This is a genomic window from Streptomyces sp. QH1-20, from assembly GCF_041283565.1.
Lineage (GTDB): Bacteria > Actinomycetota > Actinomycetes > Streptomycetales > Streptomycetaceae > Streptomyces > Streptomyces syringius.
Window position 1 is genome coordinate 2,548,957 of record NZ_CP166299.1, and the last position, 21,703, is coordinate 2,570,659.

At 73.9% G+C, this 21,703-nt stretch carries 17 protein-coding genes and 1 riboswitch; of the genes, 6 read left to right on the forward strand and 11 right to left on the reverse strand.

What is annotated here, in order from left to right; genetic code table 11:
- Positions 1-4 precede the first annotated feature (4 nt).
- The 5 genes from AB8O64_RS11455 to AB8O64_RS11475 all read right to left on the reverse strand — a co-directional run bounded on the left by AB8O64_RS11455 (position 5) and on the right by AB8O64_RS11475 (position 5,813).
- Entirely contained in the window at positions 5-1,474 is a 1,470-nt protein-coding gene (locus AB8O64_RS11455) for a M1 family metallopeptidase (RefSeq protein WP_370419058.1), read from the reverse strand.
- Positions 1,474-2,262 (reverse strand): maleylpyruvate isomerase family mycothiol-dependent enzyme, encoded by a 789-nt coding sequence (locus AB8O64_RS11460; protein WP_370419059.1) that lies wholly within the window; start codon positions 2,260-2,262, stop codon positions 1,474-1,476. The genes AB8O64_RS11455 and AB8O64_RS11460 overlap by 1 nt, the downstream gene beginning before the upstream one ends.
- 249 nt (positions 2,263-2,511) lie before the next feature.
- Entirely contained in the window at positions 2,512-3,582 is a 1,071-nt protein-coding gene (locus AB8O64_RS11465) for a prenyltransferase (protein ID WP_370419060.1), read from the reverse strand.
- Positions 3,579-4,358: a methyltransferase domain-containing protein gene (locus tag AB8O64_RS11470; RefSeq protein ID WP_370419061.1), complete on the reverse strand. Its 780-nt coding sequence runs from the start codon at positions 4,356-4,358 to the stop codon at positions 3,579-3,581. Before AB8O64_RS11470 ends, AB8O64_RS11465 begins: the two co-directional genes overlap by 4 nt.
- A gap of 96 nt (positions 4,359-4,454) precedes the next feature.
- Complete coding sequence (locus AB8O64_RS11475; RefSeq protein WP_370419062.1) at positions 4,455-5,813, reverse strand: glycosyltransferase family 4 protein; 1,359 nt, start codon at positions 5,811-5,813, stop codon at positions 4,455-4,457.
- Between the two features lie 219 nt (positions 5,814-6,032).
- Here AB8O64_RS11475 and AB8O64_RS11480 point away from each other — a divergent pair, with 219 nt between their 5' ends.
- Both AB8O64_RS11480 and AB8O64_RS11485 read left to right on the forward strand, forming a co-directional pair.
- Positions 6,033-6,800, forward strand: a complete 768-nt coding sequence (locus AB8O64_RS11480) for a TetR family transcriptional regulator (protein ID WP_370419063.1) — start codon at positions 6,033-6,035, stop codon at positions 6,798-6,800.
- 217 nt (positions 6,801-7,017) lie between these two features.
- The gene (locus tag AB8O64_RS11485) at positions 7,018-7,629 is read left to right on the forward strand and encodes a response regulator transcription factor (protein WP_365213897.1); all 612 of its coding nucleotides are present in this window, start codon (positions 7,018-7,020) and stop codon (positions 7,627-7,629) included.
- Positions 7,630-7,684: 55 nt separating this feature from the next.
- Here the strand turns inward: AB8O64_RS11485 and AB8O64_RS11490 are convergent, their stop codons facing one another.
- The 6 genes from AB8O64_RS11490 to AB8O64_RS11515 form a co-directional block, all read right to left on the reverse strand.
- Complete coding sequence (locus AB8O64_RS11490; RefSeq protein WP_370423845.1) at positions 7,685-9,352, reverse strand: ATP-binding cassette domain-containing protein; 1,668 nt, start codon at positions 9,350-9,352, stop codon at positions 7,685-7,687.
- An 86-nt stretch (positions 9,353-9,438) separates the two neighbouring features.
- Positions 9,439-11,313, reverse strand: a complete 1,875-nt coding sequence (locus AB8O64_RS11495) for an ABC transporter ATP-binding protein (RefSeq protein ID WP_370419064.1) — start codon at positions 11,311-11,313, stop codon at positions 9,439-9,441.
- Positions 11,314-11,456: 143 nt separating this feature from the next.
- Entirely contained in the window at positions 11,457-11,597 is a 141-nt protein-coding gene (locus tag AB8O64_RS11500; protein WP_365377721.1) for a SapB/AmfS family lanthipeptide, read from the reverse strand.
- A gap of 1 nt (position 11,598) precedes the next feature.
- Positions 11,599-14,253, reverse strand: a complete 2,655-nt coding sequence (gene lanKC / locus AB8O64_RS11505) for a class III lanthionine synthetase LanKC (RefSeq protein ID WP_370419065.1) — start codon at positions 14,251-14,253, stop codon at positions 11,599-11,601.
- Positions 14,254-14,418: 165 nt separating this feature from the next.
- Positions 14,419-14,655, reverse strand: a complete 237-nt coding sequence (locus tag AB8O64_RS11510; RefSeq protein WP_356453828.1) for a ferredoxin — start codon at positions 14,653-14,655, stop codon at positions 14,419-14,421.
- Positions 14,655-16,115, reverse strand: a complete 1,461-nt coding sequence (locus AB8O64_RS11515; protein WP_370419066.1) for an aldehyde dehydrogenase — start codon at positions 16,113-16,115, stop codon at positions 14,655-14,657. Before AB8O64_RS11515 ends, AB8O64_RS11510 begins: the two co-directional genes overlap by 1 nt.
- 502 nt (positions 16,116-16,617) lie before the next feature.
- A riboswitch (cobalamin riboswitch) is annotated at positions 16,618-16,772 on the forward strand.
- Between the two features lie 186 nt (positions 16,773-16,958).
- Here AB8O64_RS11515 and AB8O64_RS11520 point away from each other — a divergent pair.
- From AB8O64_RS11520 to AB8O64_RS11535, 4 genes are read left to right on the forward strand one after another with little or no spacing between them, the layout of a single operon-like run.
- Entirely contained in the window at positions 16,959-18,221 is a 1,263-nt protein-coding gene (locus tag AB8O64_RS11520; RefSeq protein ID WP_370419067.1) for a prenyltransferase/squalene oxidase repeat-containing protein, read from the forward strand.
- On the forward strand, positions 18,218-18,895 hold the full coding sequence (locus AB8O64_RS11525; protein WP_370419068.1) for an SCO2322 family protein: 678 nt from the start codon (positions 18,218-18,220) through the stop codon (positions 18,893-18,895). Before AB8O64_RS11520 ends, AB8O64_RS11525 begins: the two co-directional genes overlap by 4 nt.
- The gene (locus tag AB8O64_RS11530) at positions 18,892-20,061 is read left to right on the forward strand and encodes an energy-coupling factor transporter transmembrane component T (RefSeq protein WP_370419069.1); all 1,170 of its coding nucleotides are present in this window, start codon (positions 18,892-18,894) and stop codon (positions 20,059-20,061) included. Before AB8O64_RS11525 ends, AB8O64_RS11530 begins: the two co-directional genes overlap by 4 nt.
- Positions 20,058-21,677: an ABC transporter ATP-binding protein gene (locus AB8O64_RS11535; protein ID WP_370419070.1), complete on the forward strand. Its 1,620-nt coding sequence runs from the start codon at positions 20,058-20,060 to the stop codon at positions 21,675-21,677. The genes AB8O64_RS11530 and AB8O64_RS11535 overlap by 4 nt, the downstream gene beginning before the upstream one ends.
- Positions 21,678-21,703: the final 26 nt, after the last annotated feature.

Genomic DNA, 21,703 nt, shown 5'->3' on the forward strand with positions numbered 1-21,703 from the left:
GGCCCTACGGCACCGTTATCGCACCCCTCGGGGGCTTGGCCTTCCCGTACAGCCAGGACTCGAAGAGCTTGCCCAGGTCCTTGCCGGACTTCTTCTCGCACAGGTCGATGAACTCGCGGGTCTCGGCGTTGCCGTGCCGGTGTTCCTTCGTCCAGGTGCGGAGGATGTCGAAGAAGGTCTTGTCACCGACGGCCACGCGCAGCTTGTGCAGCACCATCGCGCCCCGGCCGTAGACGGGGTCGCCGGACACGTCGTCGGCGGGCGGGCTGCCGGGCGGGAAGTCCCAGATGTTCTTGCTGAGTTTGTCGGTGCCGTCGTAGAAGTCCTGGAATATCTTCGCCACGGTCCGGCCGCCGGTCTTCTCCTCCCACATCCACTCGGCGTAGGACGGGAAGCTCTCGTTGAGCCACATGTCCCGCCAGGTGCGGGGGGAGACGGAATTGCCGAACCACTGGTGCACCAGCTCGTGCACCACCAGCAGGTCGTCGGGCGCGTGCGGGAAGTACGGCTTGGCCTGTGTCTCCAGGGCGTAGTCGACGTCGGGGTTGTTGTCGATGACGGCGCCGGTGCCGCTGAAGGGGTACGGGCCGAAGAGTCCGCTCCCCCACTCGACGACCTTGGGTATGAGCGTCTCGACGCCCTTGCTCCGCTCGGCCTCGTCCGGGTCGATGGCGACGTACACCGGGAGGCCGTTCTTCGTCTTCGTCTCGGAGACGGTGAAGTCCCCGACGGCGACGCTGGCGAGATAGCTGGCCATGGGCTCGGCGGTGTGCCAGGCGAAGGTGGTCCGCCCGTCCTCGGCGACCTTCTTGCGCTTCAGCTCGCCGTTGGCCACGGCGGTGAAGCCCTTGGGGACGGTGACGTCGATGTCGTAGGTGGCCTTGTCGGAGGGGTGGTGGTTGCCGGGGAACCAGGTCATCGAGCCCATGGGCTCGCCGAGGCTCACCGAGCCGTCGTCGGTCTCGACCCAGCCCTCCTTGCCGTCGTCCTCATCGACGACGCGCCGGGGCGTGCCGTCATAGACGATCTTCGCCTCGAATTCGTCGCCCTTGCCGATCGTCGAACGGGGCGTCAGCGTCAGTTCGTCGCCCTTGCGGGAGACCCGTGCGGACTTTCCGTCGACCAGCGCGGTCCGTACCTTCAGGCCCTTGAAGTCGAGGTTGAACGCGGTCAGTTCCTGCTTGGCCCGGGCCTTGACGACGGCGATGCCGTGCAGCTCGTTCCCCTCGGGCACGTAGTCGAGGGTGAGCCCGTAGTGGCTGACGTCATAACCGCCGTTGCCCAGCCGGGGGTAGAGCGGATCGCCGACGCCCGCCACCCCGGGCTGCCCGGCGGCGGCAGCGGCCACGCCACCGCCGCCGTCGCCCGTACACGCCGCGACGAGCAGCAGAACGGCCGGCAGGGCGCCGCGCAGCAGACGGCGCGGCGCGAGCGCCCGGCGCCCGCCGTCGGATATGTGCTCGTCGGTACGCATCAGAAGGTGACCCGCTCCAGCCAGAAGTCGAGCAGCTCGCGGTCGCCGAGCACCTCGACGCGGTCGGTGTCCGCCGGGAGGCGGCGGTAGAAGACACGCAGGACGTCGGTGAGCGGCCCGCGCAGGGCGACGGCCGCCTTCTCATGGGCGCGACGCCAGGTGGCACGGTCACCGGTGAGATCGACGAACCACTCCGCCTCGAGCTCGGCGGGGGTGTCCGTGGCGTGCAGATGAATGGTGCGGCCGGGGCCGAGCAGCTCCTTGAGCTCCGGCTTGCGCTCCACGGTCTGCGGATAGCTGCCGATCTCCAGCCATTCGTCGATGCAGTCCGCCGCGAGATCGGCGTCGAGGGTGAAGTCGAGGCCGGCGGTCGCGAACGCGTCGGCCCGGTGGATCACCGTCTCGTGCGCCATCCGACGGGCCCAGAAGCCCGGCGTCTGCTGCGGCGCCCAGGACCACACCTCCTCGGCGGGGTCCGCGGCGCGCAGGGTCCGCGCGAACGTCTCGGCACCCTCGGCCAGCCATGCGTCGAGCCCGGCCGCGTCGAGCGGGTCCGGGCCGGCCGCGCCGGGGACCGCATCGGGGCCCACGGGCTCGCTCGCGCGCGTCCGCACGATGGTCTCGGCCCAGCGGTGCGCGCCGCCGACGTGCAGGGCCAGCTCGCTGAGCGACCAGTCGGGGCAGGTGGGGACGGTGGTGGAAAGGTCGGTGCCGTGCAGTGCCGAACGCAGCAGTCCGGTCTGGGCTTCGACCTCGGAGCAGTAACGGTCGTGACTGAGAAGGCTCATGACGTCACTCTAGAACGGGCCGCTGACAACGCCTTTGGCCGGGACGGCCGTTGCGTCGGAGCGGTTCCCTCCGGGGATGTGGGGCTGTACTCCTCCCAGACTGGCGCGGGCGGGCGAGCCGGGCGACCGGGCGGGGTCCGTTCGAGTGGGGCACCGGTGCGCTGCCGGACAGAGCGCGGGTCAGGAGCCCCAGCGGGGCTGCATCCGGGTGCCGGACGGGCACGGGCTTCGCCCGTCCGGCGTCCGGGTTCAGGCGCAGCAGTCCGGTTCCAGGCCGTACGGGAGGCGTTCGCCGCCGAAGACCGTCGTGGTCGCCTCGTCGCCGCCGAGGGCCGCGACGGCCAGGAGCAGTGAGCCGGCGGTCCAGGAGGTGCGTTCCTCCGGCCAGACGGCGTCGTCCTCGTAGACGTATCCGGTCCAGTACATGCCGTCCTCGGCGCGCAGGTGCTGGATCCACTGGAGGATCTCGACCGCGCGGTCGGACTCGCCCATCGCCCAGAGCGCGAGGGCGAGTTCGCAGCTCTCGCCGCCGGTCACCCATGGCCGGTCGGAGACGCAGCGCACGCCCAGGCCCGGGACGACGAAGCGGTCCCAGCCCGCCTCCAGGCGCTCCTTCGCGGCGGCGCCGGTGACCGCGCCGCCGAGGACCGGGTAGTACCAGTCCATGGAGAAGCGGTCCTTGTCCAGGAACCGCTCGGGGTGGTGCCGTATCGCGTGGCCGAGCAGGCCCGCGGCCAGTTCCCAGTCGGGCTGCGGCTCCTCACGGTGCTCGGCGATGGCGAGGGCGCAGCGCAGCGCGTGGTGGATGGAGGACGAGCCGGTCAGCAGCGCGTCGTCGACGGGGGTGCCGTCGTCCTCCCGCTTCCAGCCGATCTGGCCGCCGGGCTGCTGCAGGCCCAGGACGAACTCGACGGCGGCGAAGACGGTCGGCCACATGCGGTCGAGGAAGGCGTCGTCGCCGGTGGCGAGGTAGTGGTGCCAGACGCCGACGGCGACGTAGGCGACGAAGTTCGTCTCCCGTCCCCGGTCGGTGGGCTCCTCGGGGTCGCCGTCGGCGTACGCGGCGTACCACGAGCCGTCGGAGTTCTGGTGCTCGGCCAGCCAGCGGTAGGCGGCCTCGGCCCGGTCCCGTTCGCCCGCCACGTCCAGGGCCATGGCGGCCTCGACGTGGTCCCAGGGGTCCAGGTGGTGGCCGCGGAACCAGGGTATGGCGCCGTCCGGGCACTGCGTGGCGGCGATGCCCGCGACGGTCTGCGCGACCTGTTCGGCGGTGAGCACCCCGGCGAGGACGAGGCGCTCGGTACGGCCCGGTGTCGTCACGCTCGTCCCTCGCGGGCAGCGTCCTCGGTGGCCGGTGCGACCGGGGCGGCCGGGGCGGCCGGGGCGTGCGGCTTGGTGGCGTAGGCGACGAAGCTCTTGCCGATGAGGGGGTTGAGGGCCTGCTCGGCGAGCCGGGTGGCCCGTGGCTTCTTCATGATGTCCCAGACCAGCAGCTTGTGGTACGCGCGGACCGGCAGCGCCTTGTCGTTGTCCACACCGAAGGCGCACTTGAGCCACCAGTAAGGGCTGTGCAGCCCGTGCGCGTGGTGGGTGCCGTACGGCTTGAGGCCCGCCTCGCGCATCCGGTCCAGGAGTTCGTCGCCGCGGTAGATGCGGATGTGGCCGCCCTCGACCTCGTGGTAGGCGTCGGAGAGGGCCCAGCAGATCTTCTCCGGGCCGTAGCGCGGCACGGTGACGGCGATGCGGCCGCCGGGCTTGAGGACGCGCACCATTTCGGCGAGCACGCCCTTGTCGTCCGGGATGTGCTCCATGACCTCGGAGATGATGACGACGTCGAAGCTGTCGTCGGGGAAGGGCAGGGCCAGCGCGTCGCCCTCCATGGCGGTGGCGGTGGCGCCCGCCGGGGCCTCACCGGCCTCCTTCATGGCGGCGAACCACTTGGCGACCTCGCGGATCTCCTCGCCGTTGCGGTCGAGGGCCACGACCTGCGCGCCCCGCCGGTAGCACTCGAAGGCGTGCCGTCCTGCGCCGCACCCCAGATCGAGGACGCGGTCGCCTGCGGCGAGCGGGAAGCGGGAGAAATCGACGGTCAGCACGGGCTCTGCCTTCTGGTTCGGGGAATGCGTCCGAGCGGGGTCGTGAGGGGTGCGAAGCGGGTGGCGGCGAAGGGCGGGCGGCCGCCGGGCCGGTGGTCAGGCGGGCTTGCGTCTGGCGGTGGCGCGGGCCGGGGCGCCGCGCCCGGCGCCCTGGGCGGCGATGGCGGCGCGGTAGCGCTCGGCGGTGCCGATGGCGGCCTGCTCCCAGGTGAACCGGGCCAGTACGCGCTCGCGGCCCGCGGCGCCCAGCCGGCGGCGCAGTCCGGCGTCACCGAGCAGCCGGCCCAGGGCGGCGGCGAGCGCCCCCGCGTCACCGGGCGGCACGGCGAGGCACGTCTCGCCGTCGGGGCCGGCGACCTCGGGGATGGCTCCGCCGGTGGTGGCCACCAGCGGGGTGCCGGTCGCCATGGCCTCGGCGGCGGGCAGCGAGAAGCCTTCGTAGAGGGAGGGGACGCAGGCGATCTGCGCCGAGCGGACCAGGTCGACGAGCTCGGCGTCGGTGATGCCCTTGACGAACTCGACGGACCCTTCGAGCCCGTACCGCTCGATGGCGGCGGCGACCGGGCCGCCCTCGGCGCGCTTGCCGACGACGACGAGGTGGGCGTCGGGGTTCTCCGTACGGACCTTGGCGAGCGCCTCGATGAGGAACACGAGCCCCTTGAGGGGGACGTCGGCGCTGGAGGTCGTGACGATCCGGCCGGGCACCTCGGCGACGGCCGGGTCCGGGGAGAACAGCTGGGTGTCGGCGCCGATGTGGACGACGTGGATGCGCTCGTCGCGCACCCCGAGGTGGTCGACTATCTCCTGGCGCGAGGAGCCGGAGACGGTGAGCACGGACGGCAGCCGCCGGGCGACGCGCTTCTGCATCCGGGTGAAGCCGTACCAGCGGCGCACGGAGGCGCGGCGCTGCCAGCCGTCGGCGGCGTCGAGGTCCAGCTGCCGGTCGACGGTGATGGGGTGGTGGATCGTGGTGACCAGCGGGGTGCCGAGGTTGCCGAGGAGGCCGTAGCCGAGGGTCTGGTTGTCGTGGACGACGTCGAAGTCGCCGCGGCGGGCCAGCAGGTGGCGGCGGGCCCGCAGGCTGAACGTGAGCGGCTCGGGGAAGCCGCCGGTCCACATGGTGCCCACCTCCAGCGCGTCGATCCAGTCGCGGTACTCGTCGCGCTTGGGCGTGCGGAAGGGGTCCGGCTGGCGGTAGAGGTCGAGGCTGGGCAGCTCGGTGAGGCTGACCGTGCCGGGTCCGGTGCCCTCGTCCAGGACCGGGTAGGGCTGGGAGCCGATGACCTCGACGGTGTGGCCGAGCCGGGCGAGTTCACGGGAGAGGTGGCGGACGTAGACGCCCTGGCCGCCGCAGAACGGGTTCCCCTTGTACGTGAGCATCGCGATGCGCAGCGGTCGGCCGACGTCCTGGTCAAGGAGGTGGGATGTCGTTGCCTCAGCGGCCTCAGCGGTCACTCCCGGCCTCCTTCTCACTGCGATTCCGCCGGAGCGTAACCGGTCGCGGTAATCTAGAACAAGTTTCAGACCGAGTCGTCCAGAAGTCACGAATCTACCGGCCTCTCGGGGACGCGCCGGAGCCGGATCAGGTGATTCGCGCCACGACCCGGCCCCTGCCATGCTGTGCCGTCCGGGCTGTACAGACACCGCTGGATGGATTGCCACGGAATGGGACATATGACGACGGAACCCAAGTCGGCGACCGCCTCGGTCGTGATCGCCTCGTCCGGTCTCCCCCTGACCGAGCGTCAGGAGGCGCGGCGGCGCCGGATCCTGCACGCCACCGCCCAGCTGGCCGGCCGCGGCGGCTTCGACGCGGTGCAGATGCGGGAGGTCGCCGAGTCCTCGAGCGTGGCGCTCGGCACGCTCTACCGCTACTTCCCCTCGAAGATCCATCTGCTGGTCGCCACGATGCAGGACCAGCTCCAGCATCTGCACGAGACGCTGCGCAAGCGTCCGCCCACCGAGGAGGAGCCCGCCGCCCGGGTCGCGCAGACGCTGATGCGGGCGTTCCGCGCGATGCAGCGCGAGCCGCATCTGGCCGACGCGATGGTGCGCGCCCTCACCTTCGCCGACCGGTCGGTGAGCGCCGAGGTCGACGCGGCCTCCCGGCTGACGACGACGATCATCCTGGACGCGATGGGCCTGACCGTCCCGCCCACGCCCGCACAGCTCTCGGCCGTCCGGGTCATCGAGCACACCTGGCACTCGGCGCTGATCACCTGGCTGTCGGGGCGGGCCTCCATCGCGCAAGTGAAGATAGACATCGAGACGGTCTGCCGACTGATCGACCTGACGTCGGCGGCCCCCGGCCCGACGACGGGAACAGCGGGCGCGAGGGACACAGCGGCAGGCACGGCGGCAGGCGCGGCGGCCGGTGGGCGCGCCAAGTCGGGGCGTACCGCTACGAGTCGCACCAAGCCGGGCCGCGCCAAACGGCGCTGACCGCCGCGTATGACCACCTACCCGCTCCGGCGTCCATGGGCAGGGGGAGGCGCATTCGCTCACACTTGGGGCGCACGCGGCAAGTTTCGTGCGCCCTTGCGCCCCCCGCACGTTCGGTTTCGGCGCCCGTGACAGTGGCACACGCCGGTAAGTATTTACCGACGTGCCCGACGTAGCGCTCGCTACCCGGGGAGCGCGAGCGGGGAGAGGCGGGAACGTGATCCGGGTCCTTCTGGTGCACGACACCTATCTGCTGCGGACGGCGCTGGCCGCGCTGATCGGCAGGGAAACCGATCTCGAGGTCTCCTCGACGTCCTGGCCGGGAGCCGTCGCGACCTCGCGGACGCTGCGGCCGCAGGTGTGCGTGGTGGACATGGACAGCGCCGACGCGGTCGGTCCGCGCGGCATCCGGGAGCTGTCCCGCCGATGTTACGAAGGGGACGGCGGTTTCTCCTTGCTGGCTCTGGCGAGCGCGGGACGCCCGGGCCCCCTGCGCCGGGCCTACGAGGAGAGGGCCCTGGGGTTCTTGAGCAAAAACGCTTCTCCCGATCGGCTGGTCGAGGGCATCCGGCATGTCGCCAAGGGCGAGCGCTACATCGACGAGTCACTCGGCTTCGGCTTTCTGGAGGCGTCGGAGATGCCGCTGACGCGACGCGAACTGAGCGTGTTATCGCTCGCCGCCGAGGGCGCCTCCATCGGGGAGATCGCCCGCAGTCTGTGTCTGTCGAACGGAACCGTACGCAACTACATGGCCGCCATCACCCGCAAGACCGGCGCCCGCAACCGGGTGGACGCCATACGGATCTCCCAGTGCGCGGGGTGGGTGTAGCCGGGCCGGGCACGACATCGCGGACACCCCCTGAGAGCCGGGCGGCGGGCCCGGCTCAGACGTGTCCCGCGTGCCAGCGCCCCACCAGATCGCGGTAGAGGACCGAGGAGTCGAGCAGTTCGTCGTGGCGCCCGCAGACGGCGCGGGCGCCGTCCATCACCAGCACCCGGTCGGCCCTGCGCGCGGAGCTGATCCGGTGCGCCACCACGATCAGGGTGCCGGGCCGCTCGGCGAAGGCGCGCTCCGCGCGCGCTTCCGCCGCGGGGTCCAGATAGCAGGTCGCCTCGTCCAGCAGCACGAGCGGCGCGGGGGACAGATGGGCCCGGCCCAGCGCGATCAGCTGCCGCTCCCCCTGGGACAGGGCGGCCGGGTCGACTTCCGCGTCCAGCCCGCCCAGCCGTTCCACCAGCGCTTCGAGGCCCACGGCCGCCACCGATGCCGCGACGGCCGCCGGGGGCGCGCCGCCGGGCCGGAGGTAGAGCAGGTTCTCCCGGACGGTGGCGGTGAAGACGTAGGCCTGCTGCGGGATCAGCACCCGCTGCCGCGCCCAGTCCCGGGCGGGGGCCGCCGCCGGGCCGGCCACGGGCTCCCCCGCCACCCGCACCTCGCCCCGGCCCGGGGCGAGCAGCCCCGCGATGAGTCCCGTCAGGGTGGACTTGCCGATGCCGCTGGGGCCGACCACCACCAGGTGCTCGCCGGGCTCCACCACGAGGTCGAGGTCCCGGACGACGGGATGGGCACGCGGCCCGTAGGCGAAGGTGACCGATCGAAGCTCGACGCGCGGCGGCTGCGCGGGCGCCGCCGGCACCCGCTCGTCGCCGTGCGCGGGCAGGTCGCCGTCGGGCCCCGAGGTGAGGCGGTCGAGCACCACCAGCAGCCGGGTGCCCGCCGCCCCGAGGGCGTTCATCAGGGTGTGCAGGGCGGGCAGCAGCGCCTGGACGAGATAGGTGAGCGCGCCCAGCAGCTCACCCGCGGTGAGGCCCCGGTCGAGCAGCCAGGGCGCGGCGACGAGCAGCAGCACCACCGGCAGTTGCCCGGCCACGCCGAGCGCCAGGGCGCGGACCGCCGCCCACCCGGCGAGCGAGCGGGCCGCCCGGACCTCGGCGTCGATCAGCGCGTCCGCCCGCCCGGCGGCCTGCCGCTCCGCACCGCACGCCACCACGTCGCGCAGCCCTTCGGCGAGCGCGCCGAACTCGGTGGACATGCGTTCGTCAGCGCTGAGGAAGTCCTGCTGCCGGTCGGCCATCGGCGCCAGGGTGGCCACGAACAGCGCCAGGCCCAGCAGCAGGGGCGGCACGACGACCAGCAGCAGGAGCGGCGCGAGGGAGGCGAGGCCCAGCAGCGCCCCGGCCGCGGTGAAGACGAACGAGCGGGCCACCAGCACCAGCCCGGCGAAGCTGTCGCGGGCCAGCTCGGTCTGGTGGGTGAGCCGGGAGACCACGGCGCTGTCGGCCCGCCCCCCGCCGGTCACGGCCTCCCCCAGCGACCGGTTCACCACCCGGCGCACCAGCCCGTCCCGGAGCGGCTCCACGAGATCGGCCAGCCCGCGGAACACCCCGCCCGTGGCGAGTCCGCCGACGACGATCGTCACGGCGGCCAGCGCCAGCCAGCCGAGTCCGACGCCGGGCCGGCCCGCCAGGAATCCGTCGTCGAGGGCGCGGGCCACGCTGTAGCCGCCGAGGAAGGTCTGCGCGGACTCCAGCAGGGACCAGCCGCCGAGCATCAGCAGCACGCGCTTGCGGCACGCCAGGAATCGTTTGGCCTTCGGCAGGACACGGCGGGCAGGGCCGGGCCGGGTGCGGGTGCCGGTCACCGGACCGCGCCCGTTCCGCCGTCGGCCCGTTCGGCATCGGGCTCGTCAGGCTCCTCCGGCTCGTCCGCGAACACCGCCCGGTAGTCGGCCAGTTCCCACAGCTCCTCGTGCGGGCCGACGGCGCGGACGCGGCCGTTCTCCAGCCAGGCGACGCGGTCCGCGCGGGCCGCCGAGGAGACCCGGTGCGCGATCAGCAGCCGGGTGCCCGCCCGGACCTCGCCGACCAGTGCCCGCCCCACCTGGACCTCCGTGACGCTGTCCAGGCTGGAGGTGGCGTCGTCGAGCACCAGCAGCCGGCCCGCGTGGGCGAAGGCCCGGGCCAGGCCGAGGCGTTGCAGCTCCCCGCCCGACAGCGGCGCGTCGGCGAGGGCGGTGTCGTACCCGCGCGGCAGCAGCCGGACGAAGCGGTCCGCGCTGGCCGCCCGCGCGGCGGCCTCGACGGCCGGCCCGTCGGGGGCGTAGGCCCCGAAGGCGACGGCCCCGCCGACCGTTTCGCCGAACAGCGCGGGCCGCTCGAAGGCGTATCCGATCTCCCGCCGCAGTTGTGCGGGGTCCGCCTCGGTCAGGGGCACGCCGTCGAGCAGCACCTGCCCGCTGCCGGGGTCGGTCAGCCGGCCGGCGACGGCGGCCAGGACGGACTTGCCCGCGCCGGAACGGCCGACGACGGCCGTCGTCGTACCGCCGGGGACCACCAGATCGACGCCGCGCAGCACCTCGCAGCCACCGCGGGTGACGCTCACGCCCCTCAGTTCGAGCCGGCCGGGGCCGTCGGCGGGCAGCGGCCTGGTGCCGTACGGCATGGCGGGCAGCGCCAGGAGTTCGGCGGTGCGCCGGGCGGCGGCGCGGCTGCGCACCAGGGAGTTGAGCCGGCCGATGACGGATCCGACACCGGCGGCGAGCGCCGCGTAGCGGGTGGCGGCCAGTAGTTCGCCGACGCTCAGATCGCCGGCGGCGAGGCGCACCCCGCCGACCGCGAGGACGGCCGTCTGCAGCAGCGGCACCAGGATGCCGCCCTGCACGACGGCCCGCCCGTACACCTGCCACATGCGCCGCCCCTGGGCGCTGAGTTCGGGCAGTGGCGCGAGGACCCGGTCGCGTTCGCGTCGGGCGGTGCCGGCGGCGGCGACGGTGCGGGCGCCGCCGAGGGCCTCGACGAGCCGGGCGGCGAGTTCGCCCTGGACGCGCTGGTAGCGCGAGACGCTGTCGGAGGAGCTGCGGGCGAAGGCGCGCAGGAAGAGGAAGAGCGCCGGTGCCCCGGCGAGGAAGACGGCGGCCAGCCAGAGGTCGATGAAGGCCAGGGCGATCAGCCCGCCGAGCGGGGTGATCAGCGCGGCGACGCCGGTGGCGACGGTCGTCGGGGCGGTGCCCGCCTCGGCCGCGTTGCCGGTCAGCCGGGTGACGAGGTCGCCGGGGGTGAAGCGGGAGGCGTGGTGCGGTCCGGTAGCGAGCAGCCGCTGGACGCCGAGGCGGCGGAGCCAGGAGCCGCCGCGCGCGTTCGTGGTGCCGGTGACGAAGGCCGTCAGGGCTTCGAGGAGGACCTCCGCGCTGATCAGGGCCGCGCACAGGGCCGTCCAGAGGTACGGGGAGGGGCCTTGGCGAAGGATCAGGTCGAGAGTGTGGCCGAGCGCGGCGGGCAGGGCAAGGGCACAGCCCGCGGTCACCGTGCTGAGCAGGCAGATCACGGTGGTGCGGCCGGCGCTGTGCCGGGCGGCCGCCAGCAGCAGCCGGTCGGCGGAGGGCCCGGCGTCCTCGTGCGCCCGTGCGCCGGTGTCCGCCCGTGCGTCCTCGTGCGCCCGGCCCCGGTCGGGGGGCCTGCGTTCGTCGGCCGGTGCGGGGTCCGTGGCTCCCGGCGTGCGGGGCGTCGTGGCCATACGCGGTGGGTCCTCGTCCGTGGGCGTGGCCGGGGCGCGAACCGGTCCCGGGCGGCGGTGCGCCCGGGACCGGTTCGACCGTGTGCGTGGGTTACGTCACCACGATCGTGGCGTGGCGGTCTGCGACCGCCGTGCGCCCTCGATCAGTTGCAGGTGACGACCGACAGGCTGCTGTCACCACAGAGCAGCAGGCTGGCGCGGCTGCCGCCACCGCCACCGGTGCCCAGCTCACCGGTCACCTCGGTCTTGGGGGTCTCCATCGTCTGCAGGTCGAGAAGGGTCATGTCAGTTCCTCTCACTCGTGGGGACGGGGTGTTTCTCTGTACGACCCCGAAGGGCCGGCTCTGGGGGCCGCCGGAGCGGCGGGAGGAAGGGCAGGTGCACCGGTGCGGTGTGCAGGGCGCTGCCCAGGGCGAGCAGACAGCCTGCGGTGCCGGTGGACAGGTCCATCGACAGGCGCATCATCTGCTCGCCGGGGAAGGCCAGACGGCCCTGGAAGGGGACGGCGCCCCAGGACAGGGAGGTGATCTGGCGGTGCAGGTCGGCCGGGGCGGTGCCGGGTCCGGCGGCCGTGGTGCGGCTCAGGTACAGCACCATGCCGGCGGTGCCCCGGAAGAGGCCGGGCTGCGCGTAGAAGGTGGCCTGGGCGGCCCGGACGATCCGGCCCCGTGCCTGCTCGAACTCGGCGTCGGGCCGGTGGGCGAGGTAGTCGTCGAGCAGCATGCCGATGCCGACGCTTCCGGCGCCCAGGTAGGGCATGGTGCGCCAGCCCTCGTCGACCTGGAGGACGTCGCCCACGCCCAGGACGCAACGGGCGAGGTCGCGGCGCAGGGCGTCGGCGGCGCGGTCGAGGAACGCGGCCTCGCCGGTGCGTTCGTAGAGGCGCAGCAGGAGCAGGGCGGTGCCGGTGGCGCCGTGGAGGAGGCCGGCGCGGGGCTTGCCGCCCGCCTCGGCGACCGGCCTGGCCATGACCAGTTCCGCGCAGCGCAGGGCCGCGTCGTGGAGGGCGCTCTCGCCCGTGGTCGTGGCCAGGGAGTCGAGGGCGAGGCCGATGCCGGCGAGGCCGCTGTGCAGGTCGGGGGCGATCTGGTCCCAGTTCTGGGCGGTGATCGTCTCGGCGAGTTCCAGGGCGCGGGCGCGGTGGCCGAGCCGTTCGAGGACCCAGGCGACGCCGGCGAGCCCGTCGTAGAAGCCGAGGGGGGTGCCGGGCCGGGGGCTCTTGGTGTGGCGCAGCAGCCATTCCTCGGCGTCGCCGCACCGCTCGCGCCCGCCGGTGGCGTCCAGGGCGTACAGCACACCGGCCGCGCCGTGGGCGAAGCAGACGCCGCCGCCGGTGGCGAACTGGGCGATGTCGCCGGGGAAGTAGCGGTCCTCGCGCTGGGGGGTGGCCGAGGCGAGGACGGCCTCGGTCATGGAGTCGCGGCTGCGCGGCCAGTCGGCGAGGTCGACGGGCAGGTAGTCGGCGGCGGCGACCGGGCCGGCCGGGCCGCTCCCCCGTGCGGCACGCTCGGCACGCGGCCCGTGGACGATCTCCGCGACGGCCTCGTCGAAGTAGCCGGGCGGCACCGGGAACTGCTCACTGGCCGTCTGCGCCAGGTGCGCCGCCTTGTGCGGGTCGACGGCGAACAGGCTCGTCAGCGGCAGGAAGAGGGCGATGCGCAGACAGGCCAGGGCGTAGCGGTCGACGTCGAAGCCCTTGCGGTCGGCCGGGGCGACGAAGCCGGGGTTGGCGATGGTCTGGCGGCGGCCCTCGTCGATGTGCGCGGCGGCCTCGAAGTCGAGGAGGACAACCGACTCCTCGTCCTCGGCGACCATGATGTTGAACAGGTGCAGGTCGTTGAAGACGATGCCGCGCGCGTGGACGGCGTCGACGGCCTCCTCGACCAGCCGGTACAGCCGCATCGCCCAATCCGTGTAGGCGGCGAGGGCCTCGGCGCCGGGGTCCGGGTCGACGAGGGGGTGCCGCCGGGCGAAGAAGGTGTTGAGCGGCCTGCCCTCGACGAACTCGAGCACCAGGAAGTGGTGGTCGCCGAGGGTGAAGTAGTCGTGCACCTCGGGGGTGTACGGCAGCCCCGACAGCGCGCGCAGGGCGTCCCGTTCGCGCTCCAGCCGGGTCACCGCGTCGGCGCCGTCGGCGGCCAGGCCCGCGTGCGGGCGACCTTCCTTGAGGACGACCTGCCGGTCCGTGCGCAGATCGGTGCCGACGTAGACGCCGCCGCCGTTGGAGAAGTGCAGGGCGCGGTCGATCCGGTACGGGATGTCGCTGACCGTCGTCGCCGAGCGGGCGGCGAGGTGCGGGGCGAGGAAGTCGGGAAGGGTGATCCAGTCCGGGACGTGGAAGGCGGGGTCCCGGCGGTCGGGCACGAGCACCCCGTCGGCGTTCTCGACGGCCGGGCGCAGCTCGCCCTTGTCGTCGTAGCAGTGCCGTTCGGTGAAGCTGCCGTACCGCACGTACACCGGGCCGTCGCCCCAGCGCAGGTCGGTGAGGATGTACGGGCCCGCCTCGCCGGTCAGCAGGGCGTCGAGGTCCTCTGCGATGGCCCGGCACTGCGCGTCGTCGGCGGGGTAGACGGTGATGAACTTCCCGCTGCCGCCCCGGTCGGCGTACTTGGCGTTGCGGGTGTGCAGGAGGTACGGGCTCGGCACGCACTTGAAGGCGATGCGGCGCGGTACGCAGTAGTCCCAGACGGTGGCGAGGATCCGCTCGGCGTTGTCCAGGCACGCGGAGACGTGGATCTTCCAGCCCTGGCTGGGCAGTTGGGCGTCGAGCGGCCGGAAGGCCCGCCAGTCGCCGGAGTCGTGGCGCTGCCAGTCGGCGGGAGGCTCACGGCGGGCGGTCGCGTAGAAGCCGGTGGGGCCGTCGCCGTCGGCGGGCAGGCGGTGCGGGGCGTCGTAGAACCGGCGGTCCGCGTCGCAGTAGACGGCGTAGCCCTTGTTCATCGCACTCCCTCGTCCGGTGACGTCGTGAGGGTTCCACGGCGTCACCGCGAGGGGACAGTCGTGAATGTCATGAACCCGCTATGAGGAACGCACGAGTAACAAGGCAACACATGTTCCGGTTGTTGGCCTCTCCGTTCCGGTTGCCCGCGCCGCCCCGGGCGCCGGTCATGCGTCCTCGGGCGGGAAGACCGCGGCACCGTCCCCGAGGGCCCGCAGGGTGATGGCCTCGACGGGGCAGCTCTCCGCGGCGGCGAGCACGGGCCCGGCCGCGTCGGTCTCCGCCTCGGCCGGGTGGGACTGCCGGGCCGCGTCCAGCCGGAACGCCCACGGTGCGATTCCCGCGCACATCCCCGAGCCGACGCAGACGCTCCGGTCGACCTCCACGTGCCAGCGCTCGGTCATCACGGCGCCTCGTGGCCGGCGGGCAGGTGGATCGTCTTGTGTTCCAGATAGGCGGCGAAGCCCTCGGGCCCGAACTCCCGCCCCAGACCGGAATTCTTGTAGCCGCCGAAGGGGCCGAGCATGTCGAGGCTGAAGGTGTTCACGGAGTACGTGCCGGTGCGCACCCGTCGCGCGACGTCGATGCCGCGCTCGACGTCGCGCGTCCAGACGCTGCCGGAGAGCCCGTAGTCGGAGTCGTCGGCGATGCGGACGGCCTCCTCCTCGTCCTCGTACGGCAGGAGGCAGACGACCGGGCCGAAGATCTCCTCGCGGGCGATCCGCATGGTGTTGGCGACGTCGCCGAAGAGGGTGGGCTCGACGTACCACCCGCGCTCCTGCCCGACGGGCCGGCCGCCCCCGGCGAGGACCTTGGCACCCTCGCGCTGCCCGAGCGCGATGTAGTCCAGCGACCGGCGGCGCTGACGCTCCGCGACGAGCGGGCCGATCTGGGTGGCGGGGTCCAGCGGGTCGCCGACGACGAAGGCGGACGCGGCGGCGGCGAAGCGCTCGGCGAGTTCGTCGTAGTGGGCGCGGGGCGCCAGCACGCGGGTCTGGGCCACACAGGTCTGGCCGTTGTTCATCCAGGCGGCGGGCACGATGCCGGCGACGGCCGCGTCGAGGTCGGCGTCGGGGAGGATGACAGCGGCGGACTTGCCGCCCAGCTCCAGGGTGACGCGGGTGAGGTTGCGGGCGGCGGTCGCCATGACGCGCCGGCCCGCCTCCACGGAGCCGGTGAAGGACACCTTGTCGATGCCGGGGTGCCCGACGAGGTACTCGCCGACCTCACGGCCGGCGGGCAGGATCGACAGCACGCCTTCGGGCAGCCCCGCCCCGGCGACGATCTCCGCGAGCAGATAGGCGTCCAGCGGTGTCTCCGGGGACGGCTTGAGGACGACCGAACAGCCGGCCAGCAGGGCGGGCGCGAGCTTGGCCGCCGCCACGAACTGCGGCGCGTTCCACGGCACGACGGCCGCCACGACACCGACGGGCTCGCGCCGCACGAGCAGCGGCCCGAGGACGCCGGCCCGCCGCTCCTCGTAGGGGAAGTCCCGGGCGACGGTGATCGCGCAGTCCCAGACCATCATGGCGCCGAGCGCCTGCCCGAGGACGCTCCAGGAGTAAGGGGACCCGTTCTGCGCGGAGACGACCCGGGCGATCTCCTCGTGCCGGGCGGCGATCGCGTCCTTGATCCGCGTGACGACCTCGATCCGCTCCCCGAGCGGCCGCCGCGCCCAGGCCCCGCACTCGAACGCCGCCCGCCCCGCCGCGACGGCCCGGTCCACGTCGGCGCGAGTGGCGTGCGGCACCCGCCCGATGACGCGCTCGGTGTGCGGCGAGACGACGTCGATGGTGTCCGTACCGGCCGGATCGGCCATCACCCCGCCGATGAAGAGCTGCCCGTGCTCGATGACTCCACGCATCCGCACCACCTCCACGACGGCCGGGGGTCTGACCGACCCTCGATCTGACGCTGCATCAGAACTGATAGCAGTTCCGATGAGAGGGGGCAACAGTCGCCTCGCGGCGGGCGGGGCGACAGCCGCTGTCGCGGTTGCCGCCGCTGGGTCCGCGGCCCGGATCGCATCGCTGCCCCCTCCTGAGCCGAGGACGAGCGCATCACCGCGCGGCGGCACGGACCCCGTCCGGAACGGACAAGCGCCTCCGGGCCGACGGCCCACCCACCCTGCGGCTCCGCCGCGCCGCGCCCGCGGCGCTCCGAGACACGGCCCCGTCCGGAACGGACAAGCACCCCGGCCTGCCCACACACACCCCCGCCGCGGCGCGGCACCCGCAGGACGGCCACCGCCGCGCGGCGCCCGCGGCGCACCGCTCCGCCGACACGCCCCCGTCCGGAACGGGCAAGCCCCCAGCCCGGCTGCCGCGCCGTCGTCGGCCGACCCGCCCGGAGGGCACCAGGTGTCCGTAAAGCGACAGCTAAAGTGTGCGTGACAACTTCATCCCGCCTCGGAACGGGGAAAGCCGGTGCGAATCCGGCGCTGACCCGCAACCGTGAGCGCGGCCCGCACCCCGGTGCGGTCGTGCGAGCCGGAGCTCCCGCTCCGTGGCGGCAGGTCCCCGGAGCCGGTCGTGCCGCGTGCGGTGCCGTCCGGACACCGGCACCGTCGAGGTATACGGAGCCGACGTCCCGGTGCCACCGCGCGAGGTGCGCGGCTGGGCTGCCGTGCGAGGCTGTGCACCACCCGTAGCACCCAGCCGTATGCCGCCCACCGCTGTGAGACACCCACCGAGAGGCACCGACTTCCATGGCCCCCTCCTTCGCCGTCCACGCGCGCCGCGGCGCCGCGGCCCTGGCCACCGCGGCCGTCCTCAGCGCGGCCGTGGCCCCTGCCGCGTTCGCCGACGGTTCACCGTCCCCGGCCACCGCCCCGGGGCTGTACGGCAAGAAGGACCCGCAGTTCGACGGTGTCTTCCGGCAGTCCCTGGCCCTCCTCGCGCAGAAGGCGACGGACGTCGCCCCGCCGAAGCAGGCCGTCGACTGGCTCGCGGGGCAGCAGTGCGCGGACGGCGGCTTCGCCGCGTACCGCGCGGACACGGCCAAGGCGTGCGACCCCAAGGCCGGTGAGTTCACCGACCAGACCGCCCTCGCCGTGCAGGGCCTCGCGGCCGCCGGCGGGCACGGCGACGCGGTGAAGAAGGGCCTGGGCTGGCTCAAGGCCCACCAGAACGAGGACGGCGGCTGGGGCATGACCCCCGGCTCCCCCAGCGACCCCAACTCCACCTCCACCGCGATCGGCGCGTACGCGGCCACCGGCCAGGACCCCGCCAAGGTGACGGCCAAGGGCGGCAAGAACCCCTACGACGCGCTGATCGGCTTCCAGCTCGGCTGTGACCAGAAGGAGGACGAGCGGGGCGTCTTCGCCTACCCGGACCAGAAGGGCAAGCTCACCCCCAACGACCTGGCCACGACCGCCGCCGCGCTGGCCGCGCTCGGCAAGGGCTACCTCGTCGCGCCCGCCAAGGGCGGCGACATGCCCGTCAAGCCGATGGAGTGCGCCGACGACGAGTCGGCCAAGCCCAAGGACGCGCCGTCCGCCGGTGCCGCCGCGGCCGCCTACCTGGCCGCGAAGATCGACGCGAACGACGGTGCCCTGAAGTCCGCGATGTCGCAGGGCGGGGCCGACCCGGCCCTCACCGCCGACGCCACCCTCGCCCTCGCGGCGGGCGGCCACCGCGACGCCGCGGCCAAGCCGCTGAAGTGGCTCGGCGACGGCGCCAACAAGACCGCCGACTGGGCCAAGGGCGACCCCGGCCGTCTCTCCAAGCTCGTGCTCGCCGCGCACGCCGCCGGCGCCAACCCGCGTGACTTCGCCGGCGTCGACCTGGTGCAGCAGTTGACCGCGACCGGTCCCAAGGCGGAGGCTTCTCCGTCATCGACGGAGACCAAGGACGAGAAGAAGAAGGACGACGACACCATCGGCATCTGGTGGATCGTCGGCATCTTCTTCGTCGCGAGCGTCGGCGTCGGCTTCCTGATCAGCGGCCGCAACAAGAAGCAGCAGCTGTGACGGTGGCGCGTTCCGCCGCGCGAGCCGTCGGCGCGCTGCTGGTCGCCGGGCTCCTCGCCGTCCTGGGGGCCGTGCCCGCGCAGGCGGCGGGGTACCGGTACTGGTCGTTCTGGGAACACACCGGCAGCGACTGGGCGTACGCCACCCAGGGGCCGTCGGTGCTGCGGCCGGACGACGGGGACACCATCGGCTTCCGGTTCGCGGTCAGCGAGGACTCCGCGCGCGCCGCGAAACCCCGCGACAAGGGCGACTTCTCGGCGATCTGCGCCAACACGCCGGCGAAGGACGGCAGCAAGCGCGTCGCGGTCGTCCTCGACTTCGGCATACCCGAGCACGCGCCGGGCGGTGAGCGCCCGCCCCGGCAGCGCACCGCGTGCGCGCAGGTGAGTGAGGACGCCCGCGCAGGTGACGCGCTGGCGGCCGTCGCCGAGCCGCTGCGCTACAACTCCGCGGCACTGCTGTGCGCCATCGCGGGCTACCCGAAGTCGGGCTGCGGTGAGCAGGTGGGCGCGCAGGAGTCCGGGCAGCAGCCGTCCGCCTCCGAGAAGTCCGGCGAGTCCGGCAAGTCCGACGGCGGGGACGACGGCGGTCCTTCCGCCGGTCTGCTCGTCGGTATCGCCACCGTGGTCGTCCTCGGCGCCGCCGCCGTGTGGCAGGCCCGCCGCCGCGCATGAGTGGGACGACCCCGCCGCGGGCCGGCGGCCATCGCACCGGGCGAGCGGGCCCCGCGCCCGTCACCGCACGGGCGGCCGCGCTGCACGCGGGCGCCTGGTGGATATGGGCGCTCGGACTGGCCACCGCCGCCTCGCGCACGACGAACCCGCTGCTGCTCGGCCTGCTGATCGCCGTCGCCGGATACGTGGTGGCCGCGCGCCGCACGGACGCGCCGTGGGCGCGCTCGTACGGGGCGTTCCTCAAGCTCGGGCTGGCCGTGATCGTCATCCGGCTGGTGTTCGCGATCGTGCTCGGCTCGCCGATCCCGGGCACGCACATCCTCGTCACCCTCCCCGAGGTCCCGCTCCCGGACTGGGCGAAGGGGGTGCGGATCGGCGGCCGGGTGACCGCCGAGGGGCTGGTCTTCGCGCTGTACGACGGCTTGAAGCTGGCCACCTTGCTGATCTGCGTCGGCGCGGCCAACGCGCTGGCCAACCCGGCCCGGTTGCTGAAGTCCCTGCCGGCCGCGCTGTACGAGGCGGGGGTGGCCATCGTCGTCGCGATGACCTTCGCACCCAACCTCGTCGCGGACGTCCAGCGGCTGCGTGCCGCCCGCCGGCTGCGCGGCCGCCCGGACCGGGGCCTCAAGGCCCTGCTCCAGGTGGGGCTGCCGGTGCTGGAGGGAGCGCTGGAACGTTCGGTGGCACTGGCGGCGGCCATGGACGCGCGCGGTTACGGCCGCAGCGCCGAGGTGCCGCGCGCCGTCCGGCACACCACGACGGCACTGACGCTGGGCGGGCTGCTGGGCGTCTGCGCCGGGACATACGGCCTGCTCGCCGACCAGGGCGCGGGCTACGGCCTGGCGGTGCTGGTGGCCGGGCTCGCCGCCGCGCTGGCGGGCCTGTGGCTGGGCGGCCGCCGCTCGGTCCGCACCCGCTACCGGCCCGACCGGTGGGGCACGCGCGCGTGGCTGGTGTCCGGCTCGGGCGCGGCGGTCGCGGCCCTGACGATCTGGGCGAGCTCGTACGCCCCGCAGGCCCTGCACCCCCCGGCCGTGCCGCTGACCTCGCCGGAGCTGCCGCTGTGGCCGGCGGCGTCGATCCTGCTCGGCCTGCTGCCGGCGTTCGTGGCGCCGAGGCCGGCCGGCTCACCCACCCATCCACCCCACTCCGAGGAGAACCGGTGATCCACTTCGAGCAGGTGTCGGTCACCTACGACGACGCCGCGGCCCCCTCCTTGCAGGGGGTGGACCTCACCGTCCCCGAAGGGGAGCTGTGCCTGCTCGTCGGGCCGTCCGGCGTCGGCAAGTCGACGCTGCTCGGCACCGTCAGCGGGCTCGTGCCGCACTTCACCGGCGGCACCCTGCACGGCCGGGTCACCGTCGCGGGCCGTGACACCCGCACGCACCGGCCGCGCGAGCTCGCCGACGTCGTCGGCACCGTCGGCCAGGATCCGCTGGCCCACTTCGTCACCGACACCGTCGAGGACGAGCTCGCCTACGGCATGGAGTCCCTGGGCCTCGCGCCCGACGTGATGCGCCGCCGCGTCGAGGAGACCTTGGACCTGCTGGGGCTCGCCACCCTGCGCGACCGCCCCATCGCCACCCTCTCCGGCGGGCAGCAGCAGCGCGTCGCCATCGGCTCGGTGCTGACCACCCACCCCAAGGTGCTGGTCCTCGACGAGCCGACGTCCGCACTGGACCCGGGCGCGGCCGAGGAGGTCCTCGCCGTGCTGCAGCGCCTCGTGCACGATCTCGGCACGACGGTCCTGCTGGCCGAGCACCGGCTGGAGCGGGTCGTGCAGTACGCGGACCAGGTGATCCTGCTGCCCGCGCCGGGCGCGGCTCCCGTCGTCGGCGACCCCGCCGAGATCATGGCCCTCTCGCCCGTCCACCCGCCCGTGGTCGCCCTGGGCCGGCTCGCGGGCTGGTCGCCGCTGCCCCTGTCCGTCCGGGACGCGCGCCGCAAGGCCGCCCCGCTGCGGGAGCGGCTGGCAGGGCTGGACGCCCCCGTCACCCCGGCCGCATCGGTCACCGACGGCCCCGCGCCCGCGTCGGTGACCCGGCTCGGCGTCCGGCACGGCCGGGTCGCCGCCCTGCACGACGTGGAGCTGACCGTACGGGCCGGGGAGACCGTCGCGCTGATGGGCCGCAACGGCGCGGGCAAGTCGACGCTGCTGCGCACGCTGGTCGGCATGCACAAGCCCGCCTCGGGCTCGGTGCGGGTCGGTGGCGTGATCCCGCAGAGCACAGCCCCCGCCGAGCTGCTGCGCCACGTCGGCCTCGTGCCCCAGGAGCCGCGCGACCTGCTCTACGCGGACACCGTCGCGGCGGAGTGCGAGGCCGCCGACGGTGACGCGGCGGCGGCGCCGGGCACCTGCCGGGCCCTGGTCTCCGAGCTGCTGCCGGACGTGTCCGACACGACCCACCCCCGCGATCTGTCCGAGGGCCAGCGGCTGGCGCTCGCGCTCGCCGTGGTGCTCACGGCGCGCCCGCCACTGATCCTGCTCGACGAGCCGACCCGCGGCCTCGACTACGCGGCCAAGGCCCGCCTGGTGGAGATCCTGCGCGCGCTCGCCGCCGAGGGCCACGCGATCGTCCTGGCCACGCACGATGTGGAACTGGCGGCGGAGCTGGCGCACCGGGTGGTCGTCATCGCCGACGGAGAGATCGTCGCCGACGGCCCGACCCCCGAGGTCGTGGTCTCCTCCCCGGCCTTCGCCCCCCAGGTGGCGAAGATCCTCGCCCCGTCACCCTGGCTCACGGTCCCGCAGGTACGCGAGGCCTTGCGGGAGACACCATGACTTCAGCCCGTCCGGCGTTTGAGGAC